The sequence below is a fragment of the Stygiolobus sp. CP850M genome, from assembly GCF_037389425.1.
Taxonomy (GTDB): Archaea; Thermoproteota; Thermoprotei_A; order Sulfolobales; family Sulfolobaceae; genus Stygiolobus.
Map to the genome: position 1 here is coordinate 23507 of NZ_JBBHKR010000041.1, position 25930 is coordinate 49436.

Below are 25930 nucleotides of genomic sequence, written 5' to 3' on the forward strand. Positions count from 1 at the left end.
GTTACAATTCTTTCCCGGTCCTCTTATTATTTTTGCCGAGCTTTATTATTGAGCTAACGAGTGTAGGCCTTTTTCTATGTTTAATAATTGTAGACGTTTGGCTTTGTGAAGATAAAGTTAAATACCTAATCGATGGTGATTAACTTGGGTGTTATATTGGCGGAAACTGCTCATAAGGTGCTAGCCGAATCTTTGGGTTCAACAGTTCTTGTGAAATTAAAAGGTGATAAAGTAGTGAGGGGCACATTGAAAAGTTACGATATGCATATGAATTTGGTGTTAGAAAACTCCGAAGAGGTTATGAGTGATGGAAGTACTAGAAAGGTCGGAACTATAATAATAAGGGGAGATAACGTTATTCTAGTGTCACCCATTTAAGGCATATTTGCTTCCCCATCTTCTAAGTTCCTCATAAATGCTCCTCAATTCTCTACCTTTTTCAGTTAGTTCGTACTTAACCCGAAAGGGTCTATCACTGACTATGGTTCTCTTTATTAAACCCGATTCTTCTAATTCCTTTAGGGTAGTTGAAAGTGTCTTTGAATTTAGTCCAGTTAGTTTTTCCAGTTCGTTAAATCCCTTACCTCCGTCGAATAGGTAATAAATTACTATCATTTTTCTCTCGTTTCCGAAAATTTTAATTGACTCTATTACGGGACATAATTTACTTTTTTCACTTACTTTCATTTCGAAAGTCAGTTATTTGTATATCACTCACTGTATAAATATTTTTCCTTATCTATTATAACTTGCAATGGCTAGGTTAGTAAGGCATGACAAAAACTTTCCTTATCAAGTAAAGGCTAGTAATGGAGAGGTTTTTTACATATGTGCGTGCGGTTTGTCTAAGAATAAGCCTTTCTGTGACGGTTCTCATAAAAGGACGCAAGACGAGAATCCTAATGAAATATACGTATATGACAACGAGAATAGAGTAAAAATCTCCACCTCTTACCCGCAGACGTAAGGTAAAAATGTTTAAGCAGTTTCTAAAATAACTTTCTTTTTCTCAACTAAAGTTTTCTTTAAAGTATCTCTAGTGTTCAGTATGAGTTTATATACATCTTCACTGAGTTTTTTGCTTACTAATTCTTTGTTAGCCCTATACATATAAACTGGTCTTCCCTTCTTACCATCAGTTATTATCTTCTCTCTCTCGATTAGTCCTTTACTTAGCAAGGTGTTAAGTGCCTTGTTAACCGAGGCTTTGCTTACTTTTAGTACTTCCGCTAGTTCGTCTGCCGAATACTCTTGTCCTCTGCTTAACAATATGTGCAATACTTCTACTTCTCCTATTCCGAGTCCGTACATGAACGAAATTACTTCATGAATGTCTACTTCTCTTCCATCGGGGAATTTTATCTTACTTGCCATTTGTTCCACAAATGATTATTTTGCATTCAGAAACTAAAAAACACTATATATTTAAAAATATACATTTGTGTACATTTTAACATAGTTTAAGGGAGCGTTACAAGTTTTTCGTAAATTAATTTATAGGCTTTATTCTTTAAACTTTGATAGAACGTCTTGTAGTTTGGTCTCTAGCTCTTCTTTTTCATGAATAACATTTACATATTTTTCAAGAATTTGTAGAAGTTTATTTCCTTCCTCTGTTACACTGTAATACGAGCTTTTGCCCTCTTGCTCTTCCTTCAAATATCCGTTTCTCACAAGTATTTCAAGATATTTTTTTAGCTCTGCAAAATTCAATGCCGAAGCGTACATAATTTTTGTCTTGTTAGTCCTCTCTCTGCACGCGTTTAGGATACTATATATTATCTCAGCTGTGCTCCTTTTCTTAGTCATTAGTTTTGTGATAGAAAGATCAATAATATAAAGTAAACTAACATCTATCAAAATTATATCACTGTATTAATAGTAATTAATTACTTTTGATTAACTCTAACGCTTTATTAAACATCGTGCATTATATGCTATCAGATCTCAGGCTAATAGATAACAAATTTGTAGAGTTATTACTAGAAGAGTATTTCCTAGATAATAACTCTGTTGTTAATGACTTCTATATAGTCAAGGTGGCTGAGGATGTAAGAAGAAAGGTTTACAGATTTAAGGTTTGGTTGTTCAGGTCTCTTGATAATAAAGTTGACGGTTTCGTAGGTTATTTATTCTTTTATAAGACGAAAGTAGTGATTAGATTGCCGGTAGTTAAAGACGTAGATATAAGCGAGGAGTTAATAGATAAGGTCGTAAATCTTTACGAAAAGATCTATCTTAGGAAGAGGATTTATGAATAAGGAAGTCTTTAAGCCACTCTATAGTTTTATCGTCATTATTATTTTCTAAGAAATTTACGAATATGTTAGTGAAATCTTCTTTTGTCCTAGTCCTTTCAGAAATGTCTTTTATTGCTCTTATTGCAGTTACTTTAGCAATCTTGTACTTTTTCTCTTCTTTTTCTCTCAGTAATATTACTGAATCGTTATAAAGTATAATGCGTAAATATAGCAATTCATTTTCATCTATCAAGTCGTATTCGACTCCGTATACTCCCTCAATTAACTTGCTTCCGTCATCAAAGTTTTTCAATATTTTTCTATAATTATCAAAGCTACCTTTTATGATAATTATTCCTAAAGGTCTAAGATATATTTTTAAGGTTTTTACTATTTCTTCCTCTTTACAAATAAATTTCTCGTGTTTTATTAAATGTCTTATATCATCCTCAAATACAACCTTCCCTTTGATCAAGTTACTATTAAAGAGAATGTCAAGTACTGTTAACGCTTCTTTTTCGCATTCCATATGGCTTATTTTGAATATATCTTTTTAAACCCATTTTACCACTTGACACTGTAAATTTCTTGTAGGTTCAAATAATAAGGAAAAGGAAAAGTTCTTTTCAGTATCATTCGTTGAATATAAACCATCCTGTATAAAGCTTTATTATTTTCCCGTAAGTCTTTTCAAGACGTTCTAATACATCTTCAACGTCTTTATATCTGCTTTCTACTTTTATTCCCGTTAGTTCTGTTCCTTCCTTTACAGTCTTGAATTTTATTCCTCTTTCTTTAAATTCTGATAGTAATATCGCAGTTATCCATGTCTGTAAGTGGACGAAGTCGTTCTTAGGTAGCTCTAATATCTCAGAGTTCCCTTCTAATTTTTTAAGGGTATTGATATTATACTCGTAAGCATTATATTCATAATCAAAATATTTCTCATAAGGGAATAGCCCTATTGTGTTTTTCACTTTTTCCCACTCTTCACCTACCTCTTTCATATACTTATCTCTTTTTTCAAGACCAATACCGAAGAGTAAGAACACAAGAGATATTGAAGACTTAAGCCCTATGATGTTATATTTCTTCTTAATTAAATTAACTACTTCTGAGAGTAACTCCTCTTCAATCCTTATATAATCGCTTAATCTTAGTAAATCTCCGTTTATGGTTCGTCCATTTTCTATGAGAGATTTTAATTTATTATTCCTACCTTTATCGTCTAGATTTAATACTGTAAAGATTTCTAGGTCTTGAATGTCTCTCTTTATTAGGCACTTACTAATCTGCATCTACAATAATATTAACTAGGATATTAGTATTTAATTTTTACGATAATATTCTACACTAACAATATTTAACTTATTATAGTAAAATTAATATAGCACGTATAATTTACCTTTAATTTCCGGCAATTTCATTACTATTACAGAAAGTTCTCTCCTAACACTCTTAATTTGACTCCTTATGTTACAATCAAAATCTTCCGGAACAATTATAATTACGTTCTTTACGTCTTTTGGAATAATGAAGTTTATGAATTTCCCCCAATCAATTACCAGTGAAATAGTCACAGATAGTTCATGAGTGACATTAAATTTCGAAATGAGTTCCCTAATCATGTCATTCTTTATGACTTCTAGTATCTCCATCTCTGTAGTCTTATTACATAAGCGGTTTACACAATATAAGTATTTTCCATAAATCTTTTATAAAAAGCGGTAGCTAAATTTTAACTTGTCTATAAGTAAAATTAGTTAGACGCTGGGATACTGAGCGGTGATTATAGGACCACCGGACTGATATATGATGTTTTAGGACAAACTCATTTAAATTGAGAACGAGATAGGAGTAACGTGAAATGTGCGTTCGTATTCAGGCGTGATTTAAGAATATATGATAATACAGGGTTGGTTGAAGCTTCTTATGATTGCGATGAGATAATTCCTTTGTTCATAGTTGATCCTAGGCAAATGTTACACAACAATTACAAATCGGAGTTTGCGTCATCTTTTATGATAAACTCCTTGATAGAGCTTGACACAGAGTTGAGGACTAAATGGGATGCAAAATTAAACGTGTTCTTTGGTAATGCTGAAGAGGTTATAAAGAAGTTAGACGTAAACGCAATCTACGTGAATGAGGATTACACACCTTTTGCTATACAAAGAGACGAAAAAATGAGAGAAAACGCTTTGTCTAAAGGGATAAAGTTTCTCTCATTTACCGATGTGTTATTATCTCCTAAAGAATTAAAGCCAACTAGGAGTTTTTCAGCATTTTATAAAAAGGCATTACAGTATAAGGTTAGAGAGCCTAGAGATGTTAGGGATGGAGTAAATTTTACCGTTATGGAAGACAGCATGGATGTGGACTTTTTGAAATCTTTCATAAAAGTTGAGTCTCCACTACTTAAAGGAGGTAGATCTGAAGGGTTAAAGTTACTTGAGAGAAAGGTGGATTTTAAAAGGAGGGATTATCCTGCGGAGAAGAACTACACTATGTTGTCCCCCCATTTGAAGTTCGGAACTTTGTCTATTAGGGAAACTTATTACAAGAAGAGGGATGATCCTGCGTTTATAAGGGAGCTATATTGGAGGGATTTTTACACGCTCTTAGCTTATTATAACCCTTATATTTTCGGACACTGTTACAGAAGGGAATTTGATTCGATAAATTGGGAGAATAATGAAGAGTATTTTGAAGCTTGGAAACAAGGTAGAACCGGTTATCCAATAGTCGATGCTGCTATGAGGGCTTTAAATAATTCTGGCTTTATCAACGGTAGACTTAGAATGATAGTTGCATTCTTCTTGACGAAGGTATTATTTGTGGATTGGCGGTGGGGGGAGAAGTATTTCGCAACTAAACTCATCGATTATGACCCAGCGATTAACAACGGGAATTGGCAATGGGTAGCGTCTACCGGAACGGATTATATTTTCAGGGTTTTTGACCCATGGAAACAACAAGAAAAGTTTGATCCCGAAGCAAAGTTTATAAAAGAGTGGATAGAGGAATTAAGGGATTACCCCCCTTCGGTTATACATAAGGTATATGAGTATAATATACCAGCTTATCCTAAACCTATTGTTGACTGGAGAGAAAGAGTAGAGTTTGTAAAAAGAGTTTTTAGATTTGAACAATAGTACAATTTATGGAAAAACCTGGGAATGTGAAACTTTTTATTTCTAGTCTTATTTCGTTACCAATCCTAGTGTCTTATGGCTTGATATTCAAGGATATTTACGTGGTCCCCGGAATAATAGCAGTAGTACTCAGTCTTAGATCTGCCTACAAAAGAAAATTCTCGAAATACACGTTCTTGGCATCAGCAATTTCAAGCTTTGTCAGTTTCCCCAGTCCTTTACTTGTGTTCTCTATTTTGGTAGTAGTTTACGCTTTTTATGAGTATTATTCCGGTTCTCTTATAGCTGGGATAATTGAGATTATCCTAATAGCAATATCAACTTTATACGCTGTTATTCCTCCCTATACGGTTCCGTTTTACATTATAGGTCTTGTGACTTCTTTACCATTGACTTATGTAACCGTTATGAATTTGAGGGCATATAGAGGTAAGGACTTCACAGTTGTAACGTTTAAAGCTAATGGCTTGCCTAAAGGTCTATCTTGGTTTGTAGATCTCAACGGTAGTGTAATTCCTACATCCGATTCGGAGATAAACATAATCAGTGAGGGAGGCTCTTGGGTCACATGCCCCGTAAAAGACGGTAACGAGTATTATATTCCGTTAAATTACAAGGGTTTTGTAAGGGCTGGAGACTCTGTCGAAATCGTATTCAAAAAAGTTACAGATGCGAGTACTTTGAATAAATATGAAGAATGTGTGGTCGTCTTTGTTCCGGTAAACTTACCTAAGGAGTTAAACTTCTTTATCTTAGTAAACGGCCATAAGTATACCGGAAGGGAGAGGATTACGGTCCCGGTCTTTGACCATACATTTATTAAATGGGAAGTGGACCGTATAGCCTACGGTGACGTGGTTTTTGAGCCTAAACAAAAAACCGGTACAGCTATCAGAGGCTCTGTTGTAGGTTTAGAGTTCGAACCGAAAATAGATAAGAGGTCATTAGACATTAAAAATTGGGATCCTAAGGCGTGGGTAGGCTCCATGCTTTACGGTTATAGTGTAGTAGACACGGTTAGCGAAGGCGGTAGTAGTTACGTCGTAAAGGCTGAAAAGGACGGAAAGTATTATGCCGTAAAAATACTTAAGCCGAATTTTTCGAGGTCTCAAACCGTAGCGATTAGGGAGTTTACGGACTTGTTCAAAGAGTCCAACAACCTAGTTAAGTTAAGTAATAACAGTCCCTACCTCGTTAAGATCTCAGGGATCTTTGCAGATGTTAACCAAATAGGCTCGGTTCTAAGGGGCGATACTGAGACTTATTTGAAATACCCTCCTGCTATTGTTATGGAGTTTATGGACGGAGGGACTGCTAAAGACCTTTTTCAAATTTATTTTTCTAGCTCCAAAGAGTGGTACGAGATCGTTAGGTTTATCGTAAAGCATACAGCAATAGCATTAGACTATATACACTCTAACGGATACGTTCACTTAGATGTGAAACCTCAGAACATATTCTTGTCAGAAAAAGTTGGCGGAACTTTAGATGATATAGCAAAAGTGTTGAGTTCTGGAAAAGTCTTAATTAAACTAGGTGATTTAGGTTCTGCTGTGAGAATAGGAGAAAAGTTCTTTCAAGCTACACCTGCATACTGTTCTCCTGAGCAGTTAGAGTATGCTATATTAGGCTTAGGCGCTAAGGTAGAATTTGATATTTTCAGTCTAGGAATGACCACATATTATATGCTTACGGGCAGGGAGTCCCCCGTTAGTAGATACTTAGATGAGGCAATAGACCTTTATAACGGAAATGATGTAGGTAGTGCATTGAAACGTATCGACGAAGCCAAGATTGTTCTAAGATCTTGGAATATAGACCTTCCATCTAATGTACCGTCTAATTTAAGAAACTTTATAGAAACCTCTATAAAATATAATGTAAAGAGTTTGTTTAATCTAATTAAAAATCTATGATTTACGCGGTTTTAACATATTTTAATTTTAGGTGAAAATAAGTTTTATCAACGTAAATATAATTAAGCAAGAAACATAATTTACTAAATAAGGTATAAATAGATCCTAAGAGGAAATAAGTATAATGGGGCGTGAATTATACTCAATGTCGTTTTATGTAAATATAAAGAAATTAAGAGTAGTAGGATTAATTAAGTTTATGAAAACAAAACAATTCTACGAGGTAAACCAGTTTGAGTGAAAATTTTATATCACTATTAGGGCTCACAACATTTACATTAGCTAATAGTGTAATTATATACAATTTCAGTAAGAAATTAAAAAGACACACAAATTACTTATTAGGAGAAGGGAAAAGTAAACTGATCTTAAAGTTCTTGGAAGAAGGAGTAGAATTTTTTTCTCAAAGTAATCTATCAGAATTACTGGAAGAAATACTGATAGCTAGTAGAGTAGAAGAAGAAATAAAGTTAGATGATATACAGAAAGAAGTAGTAGATAAAGCAAAAGTTATGAATGAAGAGATAAAGAAAATATATAATTTGTCGAGGTTAATGATTAAGATAGACAATATAGCAAAAGAGCTTTCGATCTTTTCTGAACAATTGAGAATCATTTCTATTTTGTTATTCTCTTTACCACTAGCAGATTCAATCTTAAACTTCTATCCAGAGTTTGATAGTTATAAAGTTGACATTCTCTCTTTCACAATAGGAAGTGACCTTCTGGCTATCTTTTACTTAATATTAATAAATTGGTTTTATATAAGAAGACAATTGAAGAAAAGCTGTAAGGAGTTAGAGATTTAAACTGATTTTGTGTATCTTATACTTTCTTACACCTTCGGACAATTTTTAATAATATGTTGTTTTTATTCATCCTATGGTTAAGTATTGTCCCAGATGTGGATATCCAAATAACGACGAGTCCTTGTATTGTCCCAGATGTGGATATCTTCTTGTAACTTTTCCACAGCAAAACACACCAACCACTATGAAATTTGACAATTCTTCTTCTCAGACCGTAAACTTTTCCTCTCTAATTCAATGTCCTAGATGTGGTACTCTAAATGTTCCTCATGCTAACTTTTGCAAGAAGTGTGGATTTCCTCTAAAGCAACCACGACAAGCACAGAGCCAATCACTTCAACAACAGACAATATCTTATCAGCCACCACAACAAACTCTTCCCCAAGTACCTTCCCCACCTCTGCCAGTTAATACTCAAGCTCCTGCTTCATATCAAGAGAGTGTAAAAACTACTAAGAATAGGAGGAAAAAGGTCGTTAAGGCAATAATAGCCGACGTCGCTGTCGTATCTATAGCGCTATTACTCCTTTCAGTTGTGTTACCGTATTTCTTCGACATAATTTTACTTCCACCTCTTTACATACCTCCTCCTGCTATCTCAGTGCACAATCTCACCATTTTCCAGTTGGACAGTGTACTAGGTGCTTCTGGTTGGTCAATAATTATGAACACTAGTAATTTATCTACAATATATTATTACGTCATAGGTCATCAAACTTCGTCTGTGCAAGGGGTAATTGCAGGTAGTTTAGTTGAATATAGTAACTCTGAAGTTAACGTTTATTCCATCTACCTTAATGCGTCTACTAACCAAGCTGCACAAAATATTGTGGCATATGTAACATCTAATGGGCTCTATTATTCTTCTCCTAACACATTAAAATATACTACCCTAGTTAATGGATATACTGTTTATATAGCAAAAGGCGGAAACTTATTAGTTGGTGTTACCGCTTTCGGAAATTGGGTAGTGATGGTGCTAATATATTCCTCTCCTTCAATTATGTTAAGCTATTCTAGCTCACAGTTAAGCTCTTTAATCGCCGATATGGAAGTAACTAAAACTTTGTAAGCCGTGTTCCTTCGTTATAATTCCTTCCACTATTATAATGGGCATAAAAATAAGCTACGTTCTTAATTCATTAAAAGTTGATCGCTAGTTCTCAAGTTAATTTTAGATTGTTATAAAATAACAGTTTTAGAGTTTCCTAAACTTGTTAGCTTGTAGGGGATAAGGAGGACTAATCTGGTATTAGCCTTAGTTGTTACTTGTTGTAGAAGAAGGCTGATTTGTAAACAATGTAATTATTAAGCTAGAGAAGGGAGTATAAATAATTTTACCGTGTAATAATTATTTTCTTATCATCTCGTCTCTTGTTTTTACTCAAATATCTGAGTAGATTTCCACCAACTCTTTGAACAAAAATGCACTTGGTCTGGGTCTAAAGTCCAATTCAAATAAGCCGAACTTCATTTCATAGCCAAAGTTCCATTCGTAATTATCTATTATAGACCAGTACATGTAAGCCTCTACTTTAACCCTGGAATTTTTTATTGCCTCCAGATGTTGAAGAAGGAAGTTTGGTCTTAGTTTATCCTTGGAATCGGCTATTCCGTTTTCGGTAATATATATAGGTTTGTAAAATCGACTTACTTTTCTTAATACTTCTTCTAAGCCTTTAGGATATAATTCCCATCCATAATCCGAGGTCGGATTACCGTCTAGGGAAGTTGAGTTAGGTTGGCAAAATACACCATATCCCTTCTTGGGGCTTCCGTTTTTATCATAGACTATTCTTGAGTAGTAATTCACTCCTATCCAATCTACTTTGACCTTCTCTAGGAAGGAATAAACAGTTTCTTCCATTCTGTCGTTTCCCTGAACATATGGAAAGTTGTAGACAAGCCCTACTTTTAAGCCCTTAAATTCATCATATATTAAGTTATGAGCTGTTATAACGTTTAATAACGCTTTCTGATAGGCAATTTTGCTAGTTACACCCGGAGGGAATATTCCGCTAAGATAAGAGAAGTTAATCAGTATATTGGGTTCGTTGAAAGTGCACCACAAATCAACATATTCTGAATAAGTGTCACGGATAAACTTTGCAAAGGATAGGAATTTTCTTACGGTGTTCTCGTCGTACCAACCCAGCTTTCCTTTGGTAAGAAGATAGTCGCGTGCGATAATGGGCTGATGTATCCATAGAGGAAGGTCGAAGTGATTTAAGCAAAGAATGATTGTAAACCCCTTGTCTTTTAAGTCTTTCAAGATTTCCTTGTATTTATTGACAGTTTCGTTATCTATTTTATCTTCTACTTTAAAAAGCCTACTCCAGCTAGGGTTAAACCTCCAAATACTCGCATTAAGTTTTGAGGCTAAGTCGTGTATAACGGAGTACTTTGATAAGTAAGCATTCATGTAAGGTAAGTAGGGAACCACTTTACCCGTGGATAAGTTAACGTCGTCGGTTAACCATTCGTACCAGTCTGAATTTGTGTTTGTCTCTTCAAACTGAAAAGCTGACGTAGAAAATCCGAATTTCACAAATTATAAAAACGTTCATAATATTTAACGTTTTAAAATTACTCGACTAAAGTTAAGGAAGACAATGAAAATTTTCTATTTAATAATGTACTCAGTTCGGGTATTTTAACATCACTTAATTTTTTATGACGAGTAAAAGTATTATCTACTATGCCTTACTATAATAGAAGACTAATTAAGGCGTCCATTGTCAGTATTTCCACCCCTATACTATTACTCTTGTTTTTTCAGTCGTTTTCCTTTCTATATGTTACATTGTTAATAATAACGTCATTGATTTCTATATTAGCATCTTTTAATCGTAATCTAACGTATGTAGCCTTTATACTATCATTTTCGGTATCACTTCTCTTAATTATTTCATCGGGGAACACGAGCATTTTAGGGATTCCTTTTCTGTCTGTGCTACTTGCAGTAATATTAGGTTTACCCGGTTTAGCGATACCATGTGCTTGGGAAGTTATTACTATTGCTTCAGCCCTAGTGGCTTACGAGCTGTCCTCTTATGAACCGTTAATTAATGATTTCACATTGCCATTACTATTACTATCGTCTACATTTACTACTTTAGCCTTTGCAAATATAATCGCAGCTAGCGGTAAAGGATATCCTATAGTAATTTTACAAAAGGGTATACCTGATGGTTCTCAGTGGGAGATAGAGATTAACGGTGTTGTCAGAAAAGTCACCGGACGAATGCTGGTGTTGAACGAGAAAAGGGTAGAGTTTCATCTCTGTCCCTCCTTCGTGCAAGGTAAATACTATTTGCCAGACAAGATAAGTGGGAACGTGAAAGAGGGGAGAAAGATTGAAATTAATTTCGTTACCAGCGGTACAATACCATACGATAAGTATCCTCACTGTTTTGCTACCTTTTTAGTAACGGGTCTTCCTTCCAATATCCAGTGGAGCGTTAACGTAGGAGGTTATGATTACGTTTCGAGTAGTTCAATGTCTCCTATCTTAGTTCCTATATTGGGCTCAAAAAACGCTCCGTGGAAGGCGAAAGAGATCAGAATAGGTGAAGTAGTTTTTAAACCTAATGTAGAAAGCGGAGTAATAAACAGAGGAGAAAAGATTATTATACCATACACAAGCGTTGTAGAGCCTAAGAGGCCCATTATATTGCCTCCTTTGGATAAGTGGGATCCAAGGGTATGGGTCGGTAATGATATCTATGGTTATAATGTTCTTTCCGTCCTCGGGGTAGGGGGAAACGGGTACGTTCTAAAGGCTGAAAAGGACGGAACATACTACGCTATAAAAGTATTAAGTATGAGAAATGAGTCTTCACAAACAAGGGCGCTAAGTTTCTCGTCTTTTGATGACTTATTTCGTGAGTCGGAGAACCTGAAAGAGTTGTCTAAGAACCCACGGTTTGTGAGAATTTACGGTATATATGTTGATATAAATAACATTACATCAGCCTTAAGGGGGAATAGTGAAGCCTACTTCAAATATCCACCTGCAATAATTATGGAATTTATGGAAGGTGGTACTGCCGCAGATCTGATAAAGACTCAATTGGTTAATTACCCGCAATGGCCCATAATTGTTAAGTTAATTATTAGGGAAATAGCTATGGCTTTGAGCTTTTTACACAAAAACGGGTACGTTCACTTAGATGTCAAGCCTCAAAATATATTTTTCGCAAAAAAGGTTGGAAACCAAGTGGACGAGGTCTTGAAGAATCTAACCGTAGTAGGTAACGTGAAGTTAGGTGATTTAGGGTCTGCAGTAAAAGCCGGGCAAAAGTTTAACCAAGCAACTCCCGCTTATAGCCCTCCAGAGCAATTAGAAGCGATAGTGTTGGGAAAAGGGGCGAATCCGTCTATGGACGTATTTTCCTTAGGGATTACAGCTTACTATCTCCTGACACTACATAACGATAACCCTGCAATTCCCTATCTTAATAAAGCCTCTGATCTGTTTATCAGTGGTAGAATAAACGAGGCACTGGGTTACATTAACCAAGCTAAGGTTGTTCTAGCCTCTTGGCGCCCTCAATTGCCTCCTAATACTCCTCAAGAGCTTGTCAACGTTATTTACGGTTGTATAAGTACCGATTTCACGAAGAGGTATACGAGTGAACAAGTCGCTTATCTTCTCTCTAAATGATTTTTTAAACACATACGATTCTACATACTTTTATGGAAACAGATGTAATAATAATAGGGGCGGGTGGTGGAGGATATCCGGGTGCATTCAGACTAGCCAGATCTGGGTACAGAGTAGTAATCATAGATCCTAAAGGAGAACTAGGAGGTAACTGCCTTTTTTCAGGGTGTATCCCGTCAAAGACTATTAGAGAACTAGCACAGATAGTCTGGAGAAATAACCGAATTCTGAAAGCTAATTTAAAACCGGACTTCTCCCTAATTCAGGATCACAAGGATCGTGTTCAGGAAATAAGGTATATGCAGCATAGAGAGGAATTAAAGGAATTCAGAGACAATATAGAGCTAATAAGAGGAAAGGCAAAGTTAATAGATAATAAGACAGTAGAAGCCGAAACCGAGAATGGAATGATCGAGGTTAAGGGTAGGTACTTAGTCATATCTACTGGAAGTGAACCTGTTAAGCCGAAATTCCCTGGGTCTGAATTCTCGATAACAAGTGACGATCTTTATGGCTACAGAACGTCCTTGAGAAGACTTCCTGACGATATAACAATAGTAGGAGGAGGTTACATTGCACTCGAGACTGCTACCATCCTTAAGGCGTTAGGCTACAACGTTAGACTGCTAGTAAGGAGCGATAAAGTACTCAAGGGTTTCGAAAGCGAAATAGTAAACACGTTATTACCTCTATTAGGCTTAGAAATAATGTATAACTCCCCTATCCTAGAAATCAAAAAGATAGGGGAACAAGAGTTTGAGGTCTTCTATAGTGACGGTAAGGGGAATAAGAAGAGTTTAGAAACTGGACTAGTTATGCTTGCTACGGGTAGGAAACCCGTTTTACCCGAGGGTGCTGGAGGAATTTTAGCACTAGATAGTAAAGGTCATATAAGTGTCGACGACTCCATGAAAACAAACTTACCTAATGTCTTTGCAACTGGTGATGTCAATGGAAAGGCTCCATATTTTCACGCTGCTGTAAGGATGTCGATTGCAGCAGCTTATAATATTATGAGTAATGGCACGCCAGTGGACTACGTGGACTTCAAGAGTATTCCAGTAACTATCTTCACAATTCCGCCAGCTTCTTACGTAGGAATTATGCCTTCCGAAGCAAAAAGAATGGGGATCAGCTTCATTGAGGCTTCTTACGAGTTAAAGAATGATCCTATGGCACAAATGTATGACGAGATGGGCGGAGTTTTAAAACTGTACTTTGAACGTGGTAGTTTAAGGTTAATAGGGGCCTGGATCGTAGGTGTTCATGCAGGGTTTGCTATTAACGAGTTAGGACAAGCTGTAGCCCACGGATTGACAGCTAGGGATTTGGCTGAATTCGCAGACCAACACCCTACGACGAATGAACTTATAGCATATACTGCAAGAAAAGTTCTATGACTTTTTTTTTAAATACTTTTAAAAAATTCTCCTTGAAGCGTAAGAATATCCTATCTCAGATTTAAGACCTTCTTTGTACGCTACATAAGAGATTACATACCCAATGCCGAGTGCTATAGCTAGGATGGCTATTACGTCTATAATGGAAAAGTCACTGGAATCTACGGCTCTCCTTATGCTTTTCCAAGCTGAAAGGAAGCCCGTGATATATTCCCACGTATCTGCTATAGTTGCAAAGGCGTTATAAACGCTTATTATTCCAGCTGTCCAGCTTCTTCCCCTTACTGTGGCTACAACGCTTAGGGTTGTAGCTATTACTCCCCACATTATTATTGCTAGTCCGAAAAATAGGAAGTCGAATCCTAAAATGAATGTTGTAGTTGATATTGAGATGTAACCTAAGTATGCTAGTATAAATGTGATTATTGTCGCGATTACATAACTTACTGGCAAGAATCCTCCCAAAAAGAATACTAAAGTTCCTAATCCTTTTCTGTAACTAGATATTTTCCCCGCATTATAACTGTTCCATATAGAGATTGCAAAATCGAAGATTAGTATTAATATTCCTATTATTAACCCTATATCCATGAGTAGTCACTCAATATTCTTACTTTAAAAGTTATTCGAATAATTTAAACCTAGTTGAGAATCTTGCAAAAGTTCATTTGTAGGTTATGAGAATCCTTCTAGAGTTTATTATAATCTAAATATAAGTGTAGAGCTATAACACTTAAATAATTACGTAGGGTTCAGCAGTTCGTCATAGAAAGTAAGTTGCTAAGAAGTCGCTTCACGAAAGTTAAAAACCTCCATAAGGTAAATTAATCATAATGACTATCAGGGATGAAATTACGTATGCCAGAATAAGCTACAACGACTTTATTGCGTCTTATTACAGATTAGAGAAAGGCGATCTAAGATTGTCAGCATTTAGGGCGTATAAAGCAGAGAGGAGGCTGTTACAATCATTAGCTATGCGCCATAATCTTCATAGAAAAGATACAAAGTGTGCAGTGCCAAAAAAGGAAATGTTACAAGTATCGAAACAGTTGGATAAAATTTATCGCAATATATATCAGTTTACGGAGATGGCTCTATCCTTATTCGAACAATATAAGGAAAACAAAGTGGATAAAAAAAGTATAATCTTACTTCTGGTCTCGTTAAACTATGAATGGGTTTCACAATATCTCACGTATGAACAAGTTGATAGAATAAAGATGATTAAATGCCAAATGATGAAAGGTTTAAAATAACAACTTAAATGGAGAATATCGTTAACTTAGAGATAATCTGGTTGTAATGAAATTAGCTCTTGTTAAGGCATATCTCGCTAAAATATCTTTGTATAAAATGCTATAAGTTGTTCGAGGTCGTTATAAGCTGAAGAATAGACAGATATTGATATACAGTTATGTTAAAGCTAACGGTTTTAACTATAGTTAGGACGGATAGATTGGAAGTTTGGTTAGAGTAACCAACCCAATAACTTGAATTTCCAACCCAATAGAAAGGTCCTTCAGTGCCGCTGAAGCCCTGAGTACTTGAATAGATCTCGTAAGGGACTTGGAAATTAGGTTGAGTATAATAAGCCTTAATTATAAGTAAAGTGGTTTTGCCACTGTAATTATCTTCATAAAAATACACGAAAGCCTTGGTAAACTCGATGGCATCACGATTATTAGAACTATTCAGAAATATTTCTCCTAAATTTGATTTGAGGAAATTATTCCTTTCTAAGGTTAATGAAGTCCCATTAGAAAATGTAATTACAAACATAGAGTCTTGTCGAGATACTACAGCACTAACAACTTGAGTCCAGTTACCTTGCGTAATTACGTTAAGTGCACCGGTGTTAATAGAGGGTGGAATTGGTATTGAGATAAGCGTCGGAGCTAAGAATAACGTCGATATCATAACTAGAATAGAAATTACGAAAGAGAGTATAATATTTACTGTATTCTTGCCACTACTTGTTTTATAGCTCATTTTTATACTATCTAATCGTCTTAGCTCTAACGCTAATAAATATTAAGTTTTGACAATATTTTCTCCTTGCTGTATTCGGATAAAGTTAATAGATTTGAAAATAGGAAATTTTGCTAATGAAGAAAGTATTTCAAGGTGTAAATGTAAACCTTCAAATGTTAGCTGTACAGCTTTTTCAGTGGTTTAGTTTTAAAGGGTATCAGTCTCAGTATTACGGTGCAGGGAATTACTATATAGTTCAGGCTAAAAAAGAAGGTTTTTTGAGCCTTTTTTTGCTGCGGATAGGGCTTTCACAGTCAAGCTCTTTGGTGGCCAGGGATACCTTGAAGCAGAAACGGGAGTGGCTAACTGGGTGAAAGCTGAAGACGTTACTGAGGCATTCTTAGGTGACTTAATATTAGGACCTGTAGGACTCTTAGTAGAAGCTGGAGAAGGACTGTGGAATATCGAGATAGAGCATGAAATCATGAAAGAGATAGAGAGGCTTATAAACAGTGGTGCCGTAAGTACTATGCCACAGCCTGGCTATCAGTATGGGTATCAGACCACAATGCCTTATTATGCTCAACCTTACACTCAACCCTACCAGTTTAACCAGGTCAAAGTATGTCCTTCATGCGGATATCGGAACCCTGGAAATGCTAGGTTCTGCACTAATTGTGGAAGTCCATTATAATTTTTTATTTTTAATAAAAATTTGAAATAAAACTAATTAAAGAATAAGTTAGTAGTCAGAAGATAATTTAAATATATACGTTAAAAATATTGTATGGTATCAAACAGAACACTGCTTCTATTGGTTGTAGTATTAGGTGTATTAATGGGTGCTGTGGATTCTACTATAGTCATCTTAGCACTACCTACAATCGTGACAGATCTTCATTCTAATCTCTTCACAATGATCTGGGTTATATTGATTTATTTATTAGAAGCTGCTGTGTTAACTACCCAATTAGGGAGACTAGGAGACTCTTATGGAAGGGCTAAGGTATACAACTCAGGTTTCATTATCTTCACCATCGGTTCTGCCTTGTGCGGAGTATCTCCTTCAGCGTATTTTCTCATCGGCTCTAGAGGTATTCAAGCTCTGGGAGCCTCTATGATGCAGGCTAATAGTGGAGCGATTATTTCAGACCACTTTCCTCCTAATGAAAGAGGCAAGGCCTTCGGTTATACTTCAATAGGTTGGAATGTAGGGGCTGTGTTAGGAATAGTGCTAGGTGGAATAATAACAACGTTGATAGGATGGAGATACATATTCTACATTAATGTCCCTATAGGTGTTGTAGCATCCCTTTTAGGGTTTAGAGTAGTGAAGGACGTAAATAGGGTAAAAAGAGACGTTGATGTATATGGGGTCATCCTCTTCGGAACGGCGTTATCTCTGATAACTTACGGAAGCGCTGACATGGCGGGCGAAGGATTAGCGTTAAAAAACGAGATACTAATATTAATAGGATTAGGGCTTCTATTTCCCTTTATAGTGATAGAAAAAAGAGCTAAAGCCCCGCTTATAGACATTATTGTCTTTAGAAATAGAGTCCTTACAGCTTCTTTATTGGCATCGTTTTTCCAGAGTACGGGGTACTTGTCTACAGCCTTTTTGTTAATCATGTATTTGCAAGGAATAAGGGGCTTATCTCCTTTGAACGCTTCTTTATTGCTTGTCCCGGGATATGTAATAGCGAGTATGGTAGGTCCTTTAGCTGGTAGACTTTCGGATAAGATTGGGGCTAGAACTCCTGCCACAGTAGGGATAGGTTTGATGATATTAGTATCGTTCCTTTATTCCTATACGTTAAATTTAGACACTCCTCTAATCTATATCGTAGGCTTATCCGTTATAGGTGGGTTAGGTTCTTCTCTTTTCTACCCAGCTAACAACAGCTCAGTAATGGCCAATACACCTAAACACTCTTATGGAAGTATTTCTGGTATGTTAAGGACTTTAAGCAACACGGGTATCTTAATGAGTTACGTGATCTCGATTACAGCGGCATCCCTTACAATTCCGCGTTATGTAGCTTTTCAGGTCTTTCTGGGCACTTCTGACCTTATAGGTGGTGTAGCTGGCAAATTTATAAACGGTTTACATTCCGCGTTTTTAGTGTCTGTAGGAGTACTCGTAGTTGCGTTAGTGTTATCGGCCGTGAGGGGTAAGGAAGTAAGGACTACTCAAGTTGATGTTGCAAGGAGGGCAAATTGATAAATCCCTTCTATTGCTCCCTAATAATTACTTTAACTTTTATTAGTTATTACAAAAATAACTATATATTCCAAAGATAGAAAATATAAGATAAAAGATTAAACAAATTAAAAATACCCCTAGCGAAATTTAATCCAGTATTCATTTTTAACACTCTTTAATTTAACTTTATATAAGGGTAACTGGAGTATATTAGTATGCCTTTTGGAGTAGAGGAAATCGATGAAATACTTAGAACATTATCCGTGGATAAGAGAAAACTAATATCAAGACGAATTCCTAAATCAATAATTCGTGATTACGGTAAATTTTTCAGACTAATGTTAAATTCAATTCCTTTCAAAACTATAATATTCGTAGTACCTACTAAAGAAGATGCTGAAAATATTGTTAGGGTCTTTAACAGAATCTCCCCTGACAGAGAGGTGTTAGCTTTTGCAGCAGAAAGTAATACTAACGAAATACTAATGTTAGTACAATTAGGACAAGAGTTCGGCCTTCATCGTGACCAATAGTCACTTTTCGTGACTATTAATCACTTAGCCTCATCACTCCTTCTCCCTCTCCATGCCGTCTACGGGAGCGGTAGTTCAACCACTCCCTTCAAGGACATGGGGAGTTTCATTGGGTGCCTTCCTCCACCTCGCGACTGCTCATAGACTTCATGGTGGCACCCTCCAATTTAATGTTAGCATAAAAGTTTATAAATTTTAATGCTTCTAACACTCTTATGAAGCAAATAGTTTTCAAATCAACCGTCTCAAGTTATGGTACAGATAAGTATGGGAATAAGAGATATGGTATAACTATCCCCTCAAAGCTCAAGGAGAAGGGGAAGGAATTATACGGTAAGGAGGTGATAGTAATTGTTATCCTACCAGATGATGAGGAGTAAGCTAATTGGTTCTAAGGAAGCAATTGATAACTTCCAATTCGTGACTATAAATGGTAGGGTTGAGTTTGAAGGGGTCGAAAGAATCTCAAGGATTGCTTATTATTACTCAAAGGCTGTGAAGGCCGGGGTTAACTTGGCTTTAAAAGGAGTTTCATTAAATGATGCTGTTAAGGAGTTATACAAGATCATCCCTTACGCTTTTTACGCTGAAACGGCTTATAAACAAGTCTTAGCCCTTGTTGAGAATAACGGTAATAAGGTTGAGGTTAGAAAAAAGTGGATTGCTTGTAGGGGGAATAAAAGCGATAAGGGAAATAGGGGGATTAAGTTCCACGTTTTTGAAGACCACGTGGAAGTTAGAGTTAAAGACCCGTGGGGTAAGTGGGTTCACGGAAAGGCGTACTTCGGCAAGGAGTACTTACCATTGCTTAAAGAGTTAGAGGATTTAGCGAGTAAAAAGGAGGAGGGTTACGGTGCTGTAGTAAGTTTCAAGCATTACCCTATGATCCACCTCCAAATCCCGCTCTGGCTTTATCTGAAGTACTTCTCTTCACCAAAACCTGTGGGTTACGGTTTGTTTGCCGGTTTTGATTTAAACAGTGATAGGTTGAACGTTGTTGTGGTTAGCAAGGATGGTAAAGTTATTGCTAATAAGACGTGGTGGTATTCGGATGTTACTAGACCGGGTTTTCCTAAAGGGAAAGCTAGGGCTTTACGTTTGAATGCTCTATCACAAGCTCTCAATTTCCTATCACGGATTGGTGTTGATTATGTTGTTTTTGAGGACTTGTTCCTGGTTAAGAGGAGGAGGTTCACTAGGAGTAAGAGCGGTAATAGGAAGGTTTCGCGTTTCGCTAAGAGGCAAATGTTAATTCACGGTGTTGTTAAAGCACTTAGGTTGGGTTTCGACGTTATTCTAGTTAATCCTAAGGGTACTACAAACTCGGAAGAACACGACAAGGTGATGAGGGAGAAGGGTTTTGATAGGCATACAGCCTCAGCTTACTTAATAGCGTTAAAAGGATTAAAAGTAATTAAAAATAATAAGTAGTTACGTAAAAATGTTACAGACAATGAGAAGGCGAAGGAGCTAGGAGTAGGAGACAGTATCAACTAAACAATTCGGGATAACTAGAATTTAAATCAACGAGACGATATAGAAAGCTCTTTAAACTCCGATAATTAGTTAGTGAATAGACCTTAATGAACTTGGTACTTGATGCCACCAATTACATTGGTATTGTAGCTTTTTCTGTTTCTGGTGCAATTAAAGGGATTAAGAAAAACATGGATCTTTTAGGTGTACTGGTGTTAGGCTTCTCTACAGCGTTAGGCGGTGGAATAATAGCAGATTTACTCCTCGGCAAAACTCCTCCTACCAATTTAACGTACTTGCCTTATCCTACTGTTGCCTTACTATCGAGCTTGTTCACATTCACGTTCTACAAGGTCTTTTCTCATGTTCAAAAGCCCTTACTTTATGCTGACGCTATAGGTCTAGCAGCTTTTGCAGTATCTGGTTCTTCTCTGGCATACTCGGTTTCTGAAAACGTGTTATTAGTAATTACTGTTGGGACTATCACAGCTACGGGTGGTGGTGTAATCAGGGATCTTCTCTCTAACGAAGTTCCCATGGTACTTACTAAGGACTTTTATGCTACAGTAGCTATTCTAGGCTCAGCAATTTACTTCTCTCTGAGACAATTAGGATACTCGGATCTCGTAACGACAATAGTAAGTTTCACCATTGCTCTGGTAATAAGGGTTATGGCAATAAGGAATAAATGGGAGTTGCCTAAAATTAAGGTTTAGATTAAGTAAAGTTCTATGGTCTCTCCTTTTATCCTTTTTTTCTTATTATTTCAATAATTCTTAGTTAGAGCTTTTTAGGTTTATTTTCTATTTAGTTTTTAAGACTATATGAGCATTAAGTACTTCTATTTTTTAATAATATCTATGAGATACAAGAATTTCACAGGTTTAATTATTTATAGATTATGAATACACATTACTAGATCAGACGCTCAACTAATTTTTCAAAATCATAAAATTTTTACATCAATGTTTCTATTGTAAAGTAGTAGTGATATTGTTAACTCTAGAGTCTACCTACCTTAAATCTTACGGCTTATATTTCCTCTTACTGACCTATTTTCAAAAATTAATGAGGTAACAATATTTAATTCGTAAAACCTACTCACTACAAGAAATATTTAATTATTATTACGAGATCTGAGTACAAACTACCACGTCCAAAAGAACTTCATAAAAGCTTATTTCCCGCGATGGTGCTGTTATGCCTATGTTAAGACGTGGTTTAGTTATGGAGTGATGTAAGCCCCGTTAATTTGTGCAGTTAAGTCGCAGTTAACTGTACACTGTATTATATGGTTCCTATAAAGAGAACAATAAAGACGTCACTTCCACTTGAAATAAGGGTAAAGACATTCATAACGTGATTTGAAAGTAATACACACCTTGAGTATTCCTTAGTCTCCGATATTGGAAGATATAACCAAGACATCTAAACTCCTTCTAATAAAAATAAATGAAAAAGGAGAGAAATTGTGACAATTTAATAAATATAGAGCTAGAATGACAAATTTATTACACTCAATTTAATGAGATTAACAATGCTCTAGTTTGACTGAAAAAGAAAAATAGGTGAAGAATGATGGTAATAATATGAGGTCTGACGAACTCTGGTCCGGCATAAGAGACGTTTATGAAGGTATCCTAACTCACCCTTTTATAAAGGGTCTCACAGATGGCTCTTTACCTCTTGAAAAGTTTAAGTATTATATTATTCAGGACTACCATTATTTGAAGGAATTCGCTAAGGCATTAGCCCTCCTTTCCGCTAAGGCTGAGAAATCAGAGGAAAGAGAGTTATTCGCAACTCACGTAACTCACGCTCTCGATGTAGAGAGGGAGCTTCACCAAGGATTTACAAAAGAGTGGGGAATAAACCCCGAGGAATATGAGGTTTCGCCTACTAACCTTTTATATACGTCCTATTTAATATCTGTAGTATACTCGAGACCCTTTTATGAGGGGGTAGCAGCAGTTCTCCCTTGTTATTGGATATACATGGAGGTGGGAAAGGAGTTGAAGAGGATGGGCAGTGCTAACAAGTTTTATCAGAAGTGGATAGACACTTATGGCGGAGAGGAGTACGAAAAGGGAGTCAGAGCTGTTATTCAAATCATAGATGGATTTGAGGTGACTAAGGAACAAGAGGAGAATATGATGAGGCATTTCAGAACTGCTTCGATATTTGAGTACATGTTCTGGGACTCTGCATATAAGCTAGAGAGATTTCCCTTTAACTTAAAAAGGGCAGGGTATTAGGCTTACTGCTTTTGTTGCTCTTCGTCTTTTCCTCCTAACTTTTTCATTTCTCTAATAGGTCCCTTCATTGCGTCCTTTACTCCTTCGGTCAGTGTCCCAGTTACATCTTTAGTGTGGTTTATAGCTTCCTTCACAGTCCCTTTAAACTCCTTTTCCGCTTCTTTTCCTACTTCCATTGAAGCCTTTATTACGTCTTTTCCTACTTCCATTGTCTCTTTAGTTACACCTGCTGCTGCAGACATTGACGCTTTTCCGACTTCCTTTCCAGTCTCTATCATCTCCTTCACGTTTTTCTTCATTTCATCCATTAATTCTTTCCAAACCATATGATTATTTAGAATTTACTATATTAAAAATTTTTTCATCAAAATGAAAAAACATTTTCATTTACTCAAGGTCTTCATAGGAATCCGTTTCTTCAGGATTTCTCTTTTTATACTCTTCATAAGCTCTCTGGTTCAGCTTAGGGTACTCGTTGACGTGTCTCTTATAAGCTTCTATGATTCTATACGCTATGTCTAACGCCTCTTGGTCTGTCAACCTAATTACCTTGTCTCCTTTGTCATCTGCTATGCGTACAAAGAAAGCACCGTCTACTACGCTAGTATCTTTAATAATGGGTGGTACCTCGTCGATTGAGATCCACACTATTCCTCCATCGTTTTTCTTGTGTACTTTTCTTACAATGACAGCCATGAGTTACAATCACTAGAGAAAGTTATAAAGCATTACTGTATTAGTAGCTCCATCATCTTTCTTGTCTGAACATTACAGCTGAATAAGTGTTAATCGTAAATGTATCTTTACCTTAATAAAAACTCTTTGATTTACAAAATGCGGTACGCTTCTTATTTCTGTCCTTTACATCACTTACATATAAAACTCACAGCATTCATTTGTAGAAATGAGATCGTATGTATAGGGTAATAACACTGTAGATAATACCCAGTAAGTTTGACCAGTTTGGGCTAGCCCACGATTGCTATATCTCATTAGTATTAAATATTCTATATCAATATATATAAAAAATATATTATTTTACAAATAGTATTTATGAAATTGTAAATACGCGATATCCTAATTCATTCCAAGAATTCACTTTGTTTATAGTTTAGAGTGAATTCTATTAAAAGATAATAGTTAATATTTAAAAAGATATAAAATAACTGTTAAAATAGATTAGATTTACATCTTAAATAAGATAAGTCTTTAGCATTAACTTTGAAGAAAAATAGAATTCGTTATGGTATTTCCCCACTTTCGTATTATCCGTTAGAATTACTCCTTTGGGCTATCTCCGGTCAGCTAAATCTATATAGAAATAATATCTGTAACATTTTAAAAATCCGCTATATTATAAATTAACAATCAGGTATTTACTCGTTTGAAAAAATATTTTAATTATCTTAAATTTTTATTAAATGTTAATTTTTAGTGTTGGAATTTAATCATAATGTCTTGGTACCATTAACGTAGATTTGTAATGATCCAGTGTAGGATTTCATAGGTGCCTTTATAGTCAAGGTGAAGCTCATACTCTGTCCGTGGTTTATTGTGGTTGGTAAGGATGGCGATACACTCAAAAGAGTGAACGGAGCTGATACGTTAATCCCGGTTATTTCAGTGGGTAATAAGCCGTTATTTGCCATAGTCAGCGTTATAACAAAGGTTTGACCGCCGTGGAGAGTTAAGGAAGAGTTACTATACGACGTGTGGATCGTATTGATCAGGAAACTGTTCTGGTATTCCACGTAAATGCCTTGTACGTTAACGGTGTAGAAGTACCCGTTACTGTAGAGGTAATATGTAGCACCTGCCAATATCAGTAGGATTACGATAGCTGCTATAGCTCCTTTCATTTCAGGGTGTTATTACACTCCTCTTTTATTAAGATTGTTCATAAGCCAATCTTATAAAGAAGCTTTAAATCGGAATAACTTCAAATTAGAAATAATCATAAATTTTAAATAGTACTAAGTCTAATTTAATGTAGGTAAAAGAAAAATGGAAGAAGAATTTAGAATGCCTTTAATAGGTGAAAAGTTTCCTGAACTAGAGGTTGAAACAACTCATGGAAGAATAAAGCTACCAGACCAATACAAGGGTAAATGGTTTGTGTTGTTTAGCCATCCTGGAGACTTTACACCCGTATGTACTACCGAGTTCGTGTCTTTTGCTAAAAAGTATGAAGAGTTTAAGAAGTTAAATACAGAACTAATAGGTCTTTCCGTAGATACTAACATCAGCCACATAGAATGGGTTAACTGGATAGAAAGTACTCTGAAGGTGGAGATACCTTTCCCTATAATAGCAGACCCTATGGGCAGAGTTGCAAAAAGACTAGGAATGATTCATGCCGAGTCATCCACATCTACAGTAAGGGCAGTATTCATAATTGACGACAAGAGCACAGTGAGGCTTATAATGTATTATCCCCTCGAGTTGGGAAGAAATATTAACGAGATCCTGAGGAGTATAAAAGCTTTACAGTTAATAGACAAGACCGGAGCTGTTATGCCGGCAAATTGGCCTAAGAACGAGATAATTGGTGATAACGTGTTGAATCCTCCTCCAAGAACTGTTAAAGACGCTAAGCTGAGGTTAGGGCAATATAAAGGCTATGCATGGTGGTTAACTTACAGAGAAATAGATAAGAAGGAAGCTGAGGAGACAGCTAAATACATCTGAACGATTAAACAAAAAGAAAAATATTTTCCCCGCCTTTATTTAATTTCTTTACATTAACTTTGTTCCGCAATTTAAGCAGAACTTAGCCCCGGGCGGGTTCATATATCCGCACTGGGGGCATCTTATTTGTGTTTGAGGCATTGGCTGTTGAGGTGTTGGTTGTCCCATTGGTGATTGCATCGTTCCAGGCTGTGGTCCCATTTGCATTCCCATGGGCATTTGCATGTCAAAGAGACCGTCGTTTATCTGTTTATCTATGTTACCGAATAATCTTCTGTTAATCAATTCTCTACCAATGGGTCCTATATGCTCTTCTTCTACAATTATGGTGAAATCGTTAGGATAACCCTTAACCCTTACAATTACGGTTTCTACGTGGTGAAAATGTCCTCTTTTTATAGCCCTTATCTCATAATCCGCATACTGTGGCATAGTTGGTTGCATCATTCCCATTGATAATTGTTGGACTTGGCTTTCCCAACCTTCGCTTAAGAACATGTTATTTATCTCTTGGACTAATAACGGTATATTTACATATCTCCCTGTATATGTTTTTTGCATAGTATAACTCTATTTTCACATGATTATATTGGTTGCTGTTATTAGGATTTG

General features: G+C 36.0%; 32 protein-coding genes. 18 read left to right on the forward strand and 14 right to left on the reverse strand.

What is annotated here, in order from left to right; translation table 11 throughout:
- The first annotated feature begins 156 nt into the window (after positions 1-156).
- Complete coding sequence (locus WIW89_RS02135) at positions 157-378, forward strand: LSM domain-containing protein (RefSeq protein WP_156005822.1); 222 nt, start codon at positions 157-159, stop codon at positions 376-378.
- Here the strand turns inward: WIW89_RS02135 and WIW89_RS02140 are convergent.
- Positions 367-687: a winged helix-turn-helix transcriptional regulator gene (locus WIW89_RS02140; RefSeq protein ID WP_337719593.1), complete on the reverse strand. Its 321-nt coding sequence runs from the start codon at positions 685-687 to the stop codon at positions 367-369. The two genes, WIW89_RS02135 and WIW89_RS02140, sit on opposite strands and share 12 nt — an antisense overlap.
- 67 nt (positions 688-754) lie before the next feature.
- On the opposite strand from WIW89_RS02140, the gene WIW89_RS02145 reads away from it, so the two are divergent.
- Positions 755-967: a CDGSH iron-sulfur domain-containing protein gene (locus tag WIW89_RS02145; protein WP_337701197.1), complete on the forward strand. Its 213-nt coding sequence runs from the start codon at positions 755-757 to the stop codon at positions 965-967.
- Between the two features lie 11 nt (positions 968-978).
- Here the strand turns inward: WIW89_RS02145 and WIW89_RS02150 are convergent, their stop codons facing one another.
- On the reverse strand, positions 979-1374 hold the full coding sequence (locus WIW89_RS02150) for a helix-turn-helix domain-containing protein (protein ID WP_337719633.1): 396 nt from the start codon (positions 1372-1374) through the stop codon (positions 979-981).
- Positions 1375-1503: 129 nt separating this feature from the next.
- Entirely contained in the window at positions 1504-1809 is a 306-nt protein-coding gene (locus tag WIW89_RS02155; protein WP_337701202.1) for a DUF4364 family protein, read from the reverse strand.
- A gap of 125 nt (positions 1810-1934) precedes the next feature.
- Here WIW89_RS02155 and WIW89_RS02160 point away from each other — a divergent pair, with 125 nt between their 5' ends.
- A complete protein-coding gene (locus WIW89_RS02160; protein WP_337701204.1) occupies positions 1935-2261 on the forward strand; it encodes a hypothetical protein in 327 nt (108 codons plus the stop codon).
- Here the strand turns inward: WIW89_RS02160 and WIW89_RS02165 are convergent.
- The 3 genes from WIW89_RS02165 to WIW89_RS02175 form a co-directional block, all read right to left on the reverse strand.
- The gene (locus WIW89_RS02165) at positions 2239-2769 is read right to left on the reverse strand and encodes a hypothetical protein (RefSeq protein ID WP_337719594.1); all 531 of its coding nucleotides are present in this window, start codon (positions 2767-2769) and stop codon (positions 2239-2241) included. The two genes, WIW89_RS02160 and WIW89_RS02165, sit on opposite strands and share 23 nt — an antisense overlap.
- 103 nt (positions 2770-2872) lie before the next feature.
- Positions 2873-3538, reverse strand: a complete 666-nt coding sequence (locus WIW89_RS02170; protein ID WP_337719595.1) for a hypothetical protein — start codon at positions 3536-3538, stop codon at positions 2873-2875.
- Positions 3539-3622: 84 nt separating this feature from the next.
- A complete protein-coding gene (locus tag WIW89_RS02175) occupies positions 3623-3898 on the reverse strand; it encodes a DUF4898 domain-containing protein (protein ID WP_337719596.1) in 276 nt (91 codons plus the stop codon).
- A 204-nt stretch (positions 3899-4102) separates the two neighbouring features.
- Between WIW89_RS02175 and WIW89_RS02180 the strand changes: the two genes are divergently transcribed.
- The 4 genes from WIW89_RS02180 to WIW89_RS02195 all read left to right on the forward strand — a co-directional run bounded on the left by WIW89_RS02180 (position 4103) and on the right by WIW89_RS02195 (position 9192).
- Positions 4103-5395 (forward strand): cryptochrome/photolyase family protein, encoded by a 1293-nt coding sequence (locus tag WIW89_RS02180; RefSeq protein ID WP_337719597.1) that lies wholly within the window; start codon positions 4103-4105, stop codon positions 5393-5395.
- Between the two features lie 8 nt (positions 5396-5403).
- Positions 5404-7311, forward strand: a complete 1908-nt coding sequence (locus WIW89_RS02185) for a protein kinase domain-containing protein (RefSeq protein ID WP_337719598.1) — start codon at positions 5404-5406, stop codon at positions 7309-7311.
- 233 nt (positions 7312-7544) lie between these two features.
- Positions 7545-8120, forward strand: coding sequence for a hypothetical protein (locus WIW89_RS02190; RefSeq protein ID WP_337701215.1), 576 nt, complete (start codon positions 7545-7547; stop codon positions 8118-8120).
- 73 nt (positions 8121-8193) lie between these two features.
- On the forward strand, positions 8194-9192 hold the full coding sequence (locus WIW89_RS02195; protein ID WP_337701217.1) for a zinc ribbon domain-containing protein: 999 nt from the start codon (positions 8194-8196) through the stop codon (positions 9190-9192).
- Positions 9193-9504: 312 nt separating this feature from the next.
- On the opposite strand, the gene WIW89_RS02200 is transcribed toward WIW89_RS02195, so the two are convergent.
- Entirely contained in the window at positions 9505-10668 is a 1164-nt protein-coding gene (locus tag WIW89_RS02200) for a family 1 glycosylhydrolase (protein WP_337701219.1), read from the reverse strand.
- A gap of 227 nt (positions 10669-10895) precedes the next feature.
- Positions 10896-11048: a hypothetical protein gene (locus WIW89_RS02205; RefSeq protein ID WP_337719599.1), complete on the reverse strand. Its 153-nt coding sequence runs from the start codon at positions 11046-11048 to the stop codon at positions 10896-10898.
- A gap of 22 nt (positions 11049-11070) precedes the next feature.
- Between WIW89_RS02205 and WIW89_RS02210 the strand changes: the two genes are divergently transcribed.
- Together WIW89_RS02210 and WIW89_RS02215 are read left to right on the forward strand one after the other, a co-directional pair.
- Complete coding sequence (locus tag WIW89_RS02210) at positions 11071-12786, forward strand: serine/threonine-protein kinase (protein ID WP_337719600.1); 1716 nt, start codon at positions 11071-11073, stop codon at positions 12784-12786.
- A gap of 32 nt (positions 12787-12818) precedes the next feature.
- Positions 12819-14186, forward strand: coding sequence for a dihydrolipoyl dehydrogenase (locus WIW89_RS02215; protein WP_337719601.1), 1368 nt, complete (start codon positions 12819-12821; stop codon positions 14184-14186).
- An 18-nt stretch (positions 14187-14204) separates the two neighbouring features.
- Here the strand turns inward: WIW89_RS02215 and WIW89_RS02220 are convergent, their stop codons facing one another.
- The gene (locus WIW89_RS02220; protein WP_337719602.1) at positions 14205-14777 is read right to left on the reverse strand and encodes a hypothetical protein; all 573 of its coding nucleotides are present in this window, start codon (positions 14775-14777) and stop codon (positions 14205-14207) included.
- Positions 14778-15019: 242 nt separating this feature from the next.
- On the opposite strand from WIW89_RS02220, the gene WIW89_RS02225 reads away from it, so the two are divergent.
- A complete protein-coding gene (locus tag WIW89_RS02225) occupies positions 15020-15445 on the forward strand; it encodes a PaREP1 family protein (protein ID WP_337719603.1) in 426 nt (141 codons plus the stop codon).
- 100 nt (positions 15446-15545) lie between these two features.
- Here the strand turns inward: WIW89_RS02225 and WIW89_RS02230 are convergent, their stop codons facing one another.
- A complete protein-coding gene (locus WIW89_RS02230) occupies positions 15546-16178 on the reverse strand; it encodes a hypothetical protein (RefSeq protein ID WP_337719604.1) in 633 nt (210 codons plus the stop codon).
- A gap of 340 nt (positions 16179-16518) precedes the next feature.
- On the opposite strand from WIW89_RS02230, the gene WIW89_RS02235 reads away from it, so the two are divergent.
- The 7 genes from WIW89_RS02235 (at position 16519) to tenA (ending at position 22630) form a co-directional block, all read left to right on the forward strand.
- Positions 16519-16854 (forward strand): zinc ribbon domain-containing protein, encoded by a 336-nt coding sequence (locus WIW89_RS02235; RefSeq protein WP_337719605.1) that lies wholly within the window; start codon positions 16519-16521, stop codon positions 16852-16854.
- A 93-nt stretch (positions 16855-16947) separates the two neighbouring features.
- Positions 16948-18384: an MFS transporter gene (locus WIW89_RS02240; RefSeq protein ID WP_337719606.1), complete on the forward strand. Its 1437-nt coding sequence runs from the start codon at positions 16948-16950 to the stop codon at positions 18382-18384.
- A 197-nt stretch (positions 18385-18581) separates the two neighbouring features.
- A complete protein-coding gene (locus WIW89_RS02245) occupies positions 18582-18899 on the forward strand; it encodes a hypothetical protein (RefSeq protein ID WP_337719607.1) in 318 nt (105 codons plus the stop codon).
- Between the two features lie 215 nt (positions 18900-19114).
- Complete coding sequence (locus WIW89_RS02250; protein ID WP_009071800.1) at positions 19115-19279, forward strand: hypothetical protein; 165 nt, start codon at positions 19115-19117, stop codon at positions 19277-19279.
- Positions 19269-20330, forward strand: coding sequence for a hypothetical protein (locus tag WIW89_RS02255; RefSeq protein WP_337719634.1), 1062 nt, complete (start codon positions 19269-19271; stop codon positions 20328-20330). The genes WIW89_RS02250 and WIW89_RS02255 overlap by 11 nt, the downstream gene beginning before the upstream one ends.
- A 152-nt stretch (positions 20331-20482) precedes the next feature.
- Positions 20483-21091: a trimeric intracellular cation channel family protein gene (locus WIW89_RS02260; protein WP_337719608.1), complete on the forward strand. Its 609-nt coding sequence runs from the start codon at positions 20483-20485 to the stop codon at positions 21089-21091.
- A gap of 873 nt (positions 21092-21964) precedes the next feature.
- Positions 21965-22630 (forward strand): thiaminase II, encoded by a 666-nt coding sequence (gene tenA / locus WIW89_RS02265; RefSeq protein ID WP_337719609.1) that lies wholly within the window; start codon positions 21965-21967, stop codon positions 22628-22630.
- Between the two features lie 2 nt (positions 22631-22632).
- Here tenA and WIW89_RS02270 read toward each other — a convergent pair whose 3' ends face one another.
- The 3 genes from WIW89_RS02270 to WIW89_RS02280 form a co-directional block, all read right to left on the reverse strand.
- On the reverse strand, positions 22633-22956 hold the full coding sequence (locus WIW89_RS02270) for a hypothetical protein (RefSeq protein ID WP_337719610.1): 324 nt from the start codon (positions 22954-22956) through the stop codon (positions 22633-22635).
- A 61-nt stretch (positions 22957-23017) separates the two neighbouring features.
- Entirely contained in the window at positions 23018-23326 is a 309-nt protein-coding gene (locus WIW89_RS02275; protein ID WP_337719611.1) for a hypothetical protein, read from the reverse strand.
- Positions 23327-24078: 752 nt separating this feature from the next.
- On the reverse strand, positions 24079-24489 hold the full coding sequence (locus WIW89_RS02280) for a hypothetical protein (protein WP_337702884.1): 411 nt from the start codon (positions 24487-24489) through the stop codon (positions 24079-24081).
- Positions 24490-24634: 145 nt separating this feature from the next.
- Here WIW89_RS02280 and WIW89_RS02285 point away from each other — a divergent pair, with 145 nt between their 5' ends.
- Entirely contained in the window at positions 24635-25318 is a 684-nt protein-coding gene (locus WIW89_RS02285) for a peroxiredoxin (protein WP_337702882.1), read from the forward strand.
- Between the two features lie 48 nt (positions 25319-25366).
- On the opposite strand, the gene WIW89_RS02290 is transcribed toward WIW89_RS02285, so the two are convergent.
- Positions 25367-25879, reverse strand: a complete 513-nt coding sequence (locus WIW89_RS02290) for a zinc ribbon domain-containing protein (RefSeq protein WP_337702880.1) — start codon at positions 25877-25879, stop codon at positions 25367-25369.
- Positions 25880-25930: the final 51 nt, after the last annotated feature.

Coding starts and splice junctions, on each gene's coding strand:
- WIW89_RS02205 (WP_337719599.1), bottom strand. CDS start 11,048: ATGCTCGTGTTCCCCGATGAAATAATTAAGAGAAGTGATACCGAAAAT.
- WIW89_RS02160 (WP_337701204.1), top strand. CDS start 1,935: ATGCTATCAGATCTCAGGCTAATAGATAACAAATTTGTAGAGTTATTA.
- WIW89_RS02170 (WP_337719595.1), bottom strand. CDS start 3,538: ATGCAGATTAGTAAGTGCCTAATAAAGAGAGACATTCAAGACCTAGAA.
- WIW89_RS02270 (WP_337719610.1), bottom strand. CDS start 22,956: ATGGTTTGGAAAGAATTAATGGATGAAATGAAGAAAAACGTGAAGGAG.
- WIW89_RS02250 (WP_009071800.1), top strand. CDS start 19,115: ATGAAGCAAATAGTTTTCAAATCAACCGTCTCAAGTTATGGTACAGAT.
- WIW89_RS02285 (WP_337702882.1), top strand. CDS start 24,635: ATGGAAGAAGAATTTAGAATGCCTTTAATAGGTGAAAAGTTTCCTGAA.
- WIW89_RS02165 (WP_337719594.1), bottom strand. CDS start 2,769: ATGGAATGCGAAAAAGAAGCGTTAACAGTACTTGACATTCTCTTTAAT.
- WIW89_RS02175 (WP_337719596.1), bottom strand. CDS start 3,898: ATGGAGATACTAGAAGTCATAAAGAATGACATGATTAGGGAACTCATT.
- WIW89_RS02220 (WP_337719602.1), bottom strand. CDS start 14,777: ATGGATATAGGGTTAATAATAGGAATATTAATACTAATCTTCGATTTT.
- WIW89_RS02195 (WP_337701217.1), top strand. CDS start 8,194: ATGGTTAAGTATTGTCCCAGATGTGGATATCCAAATAACGACGAGTCC.
- WIW89_RS02225 (WP_337719603.1), top strand. CDS start 15,020: ATGACTATCAGGGATGAAATTACGTATGCCAGAATAAGCTACAACGAC.
- WIW89_RS02150 (WP_337719633.1), bottom strand. CDS start 1,374: ATGGCAAGTAAGATAAAATTCCCCGATGGAAGAGAAGTAGACATTCAT.
- WIW89_RS02240 (WP_337719606.1), top strand. CDS start 16,948: ATGGTATCAAACAGAACACTGCTTCTATTGGTTGTAGTATTAGGTGTA.
- WIW89_RS02185 (WP_337719598.1), top strand. CDS start 5,404: ATGGAAAAACCTGGGAATGTGAAACTTTTTATTTCTAGTCTTATTTCG.
- tenA (WP_337719609.1), top strand. CDS start 21,965: ATGAGGTCTGACGAACTCTGGTCCGGCATAAGAGACGTTTATGAAGGT.
- WIW89_RS02230 (WP_337719604.1), bottom strand. CDS start 16,178: ATGAGCTATAAAACAAGTAGTGGCAAGAATACAGTAAATATTATACTC.
- WIW89_RS02215 (WP_337719601.1), top strand. CDS start 12,819: ATGGAAACAGATGTAATAATAATAGGGGCGGGTGGTGGAGGATATCCG.
- WIW89_RS02255 (WP_337719634.1), top strand. CDS start 19,269: ATGAGGAGTAAGCTAATTGGTTCTAAGGAAGCAATTGATAACTTCCAA.
- WIW89_RS02145 (WP_337701197.1), top strand. CDS start 755: ATGGCTAGGTTAGTAAGGCATGACAAAAACTTTCCTTATCAAGTAAAG.
- WIW89_RS02280 (WP_337702884.1), bottom strand. CDS start 24,489: ATGAAAGGAGCTATAGCAGCTATCGTAATCCTACTGATATTGGCAGGT.
- WIW89_RS02260 (WP_337719608.1), top strand. CDS start 20,483: ATGAACTTGGTACTTGATGCCACCAATTACATTGGTATTGTAGCTTTT.
- WIW89_RS02275 (WP_337719611.1), bottom strand. CDS start 23,326: ATGGCTGTCATTGTAAGAAAAGTACACAAGAAAAACGATGGAGGAATA.
- WIW89_RS02155 (WP_337701202.1), bottom strand. CDS start 1,809: ATGACTAAGAAAAGGAGCACAGCTGAGATAATATATAGTATCCTAAAC.
- WIW89_RS02245 (WP_337719607.1), top strand. CDS start 18,582: ATGCCTTTTGGAGTAGAGGAAATCGATGAAATACTTAGAACATTATCC.
- WIW89_RS02140 (WP_337719593.1), bottom strand. CDS start 687: ATGAAAGTAAGTGAAAAAAGTAAATTATGTCCCGTAATAGAGTCAATT.
- WIW89_RS02290 (WP_337702880.1), bottom strand. CDS start 25,879: ATGCAAAAAACATATACAGGGAGATATGTAAATATACCGTTATTAGTC.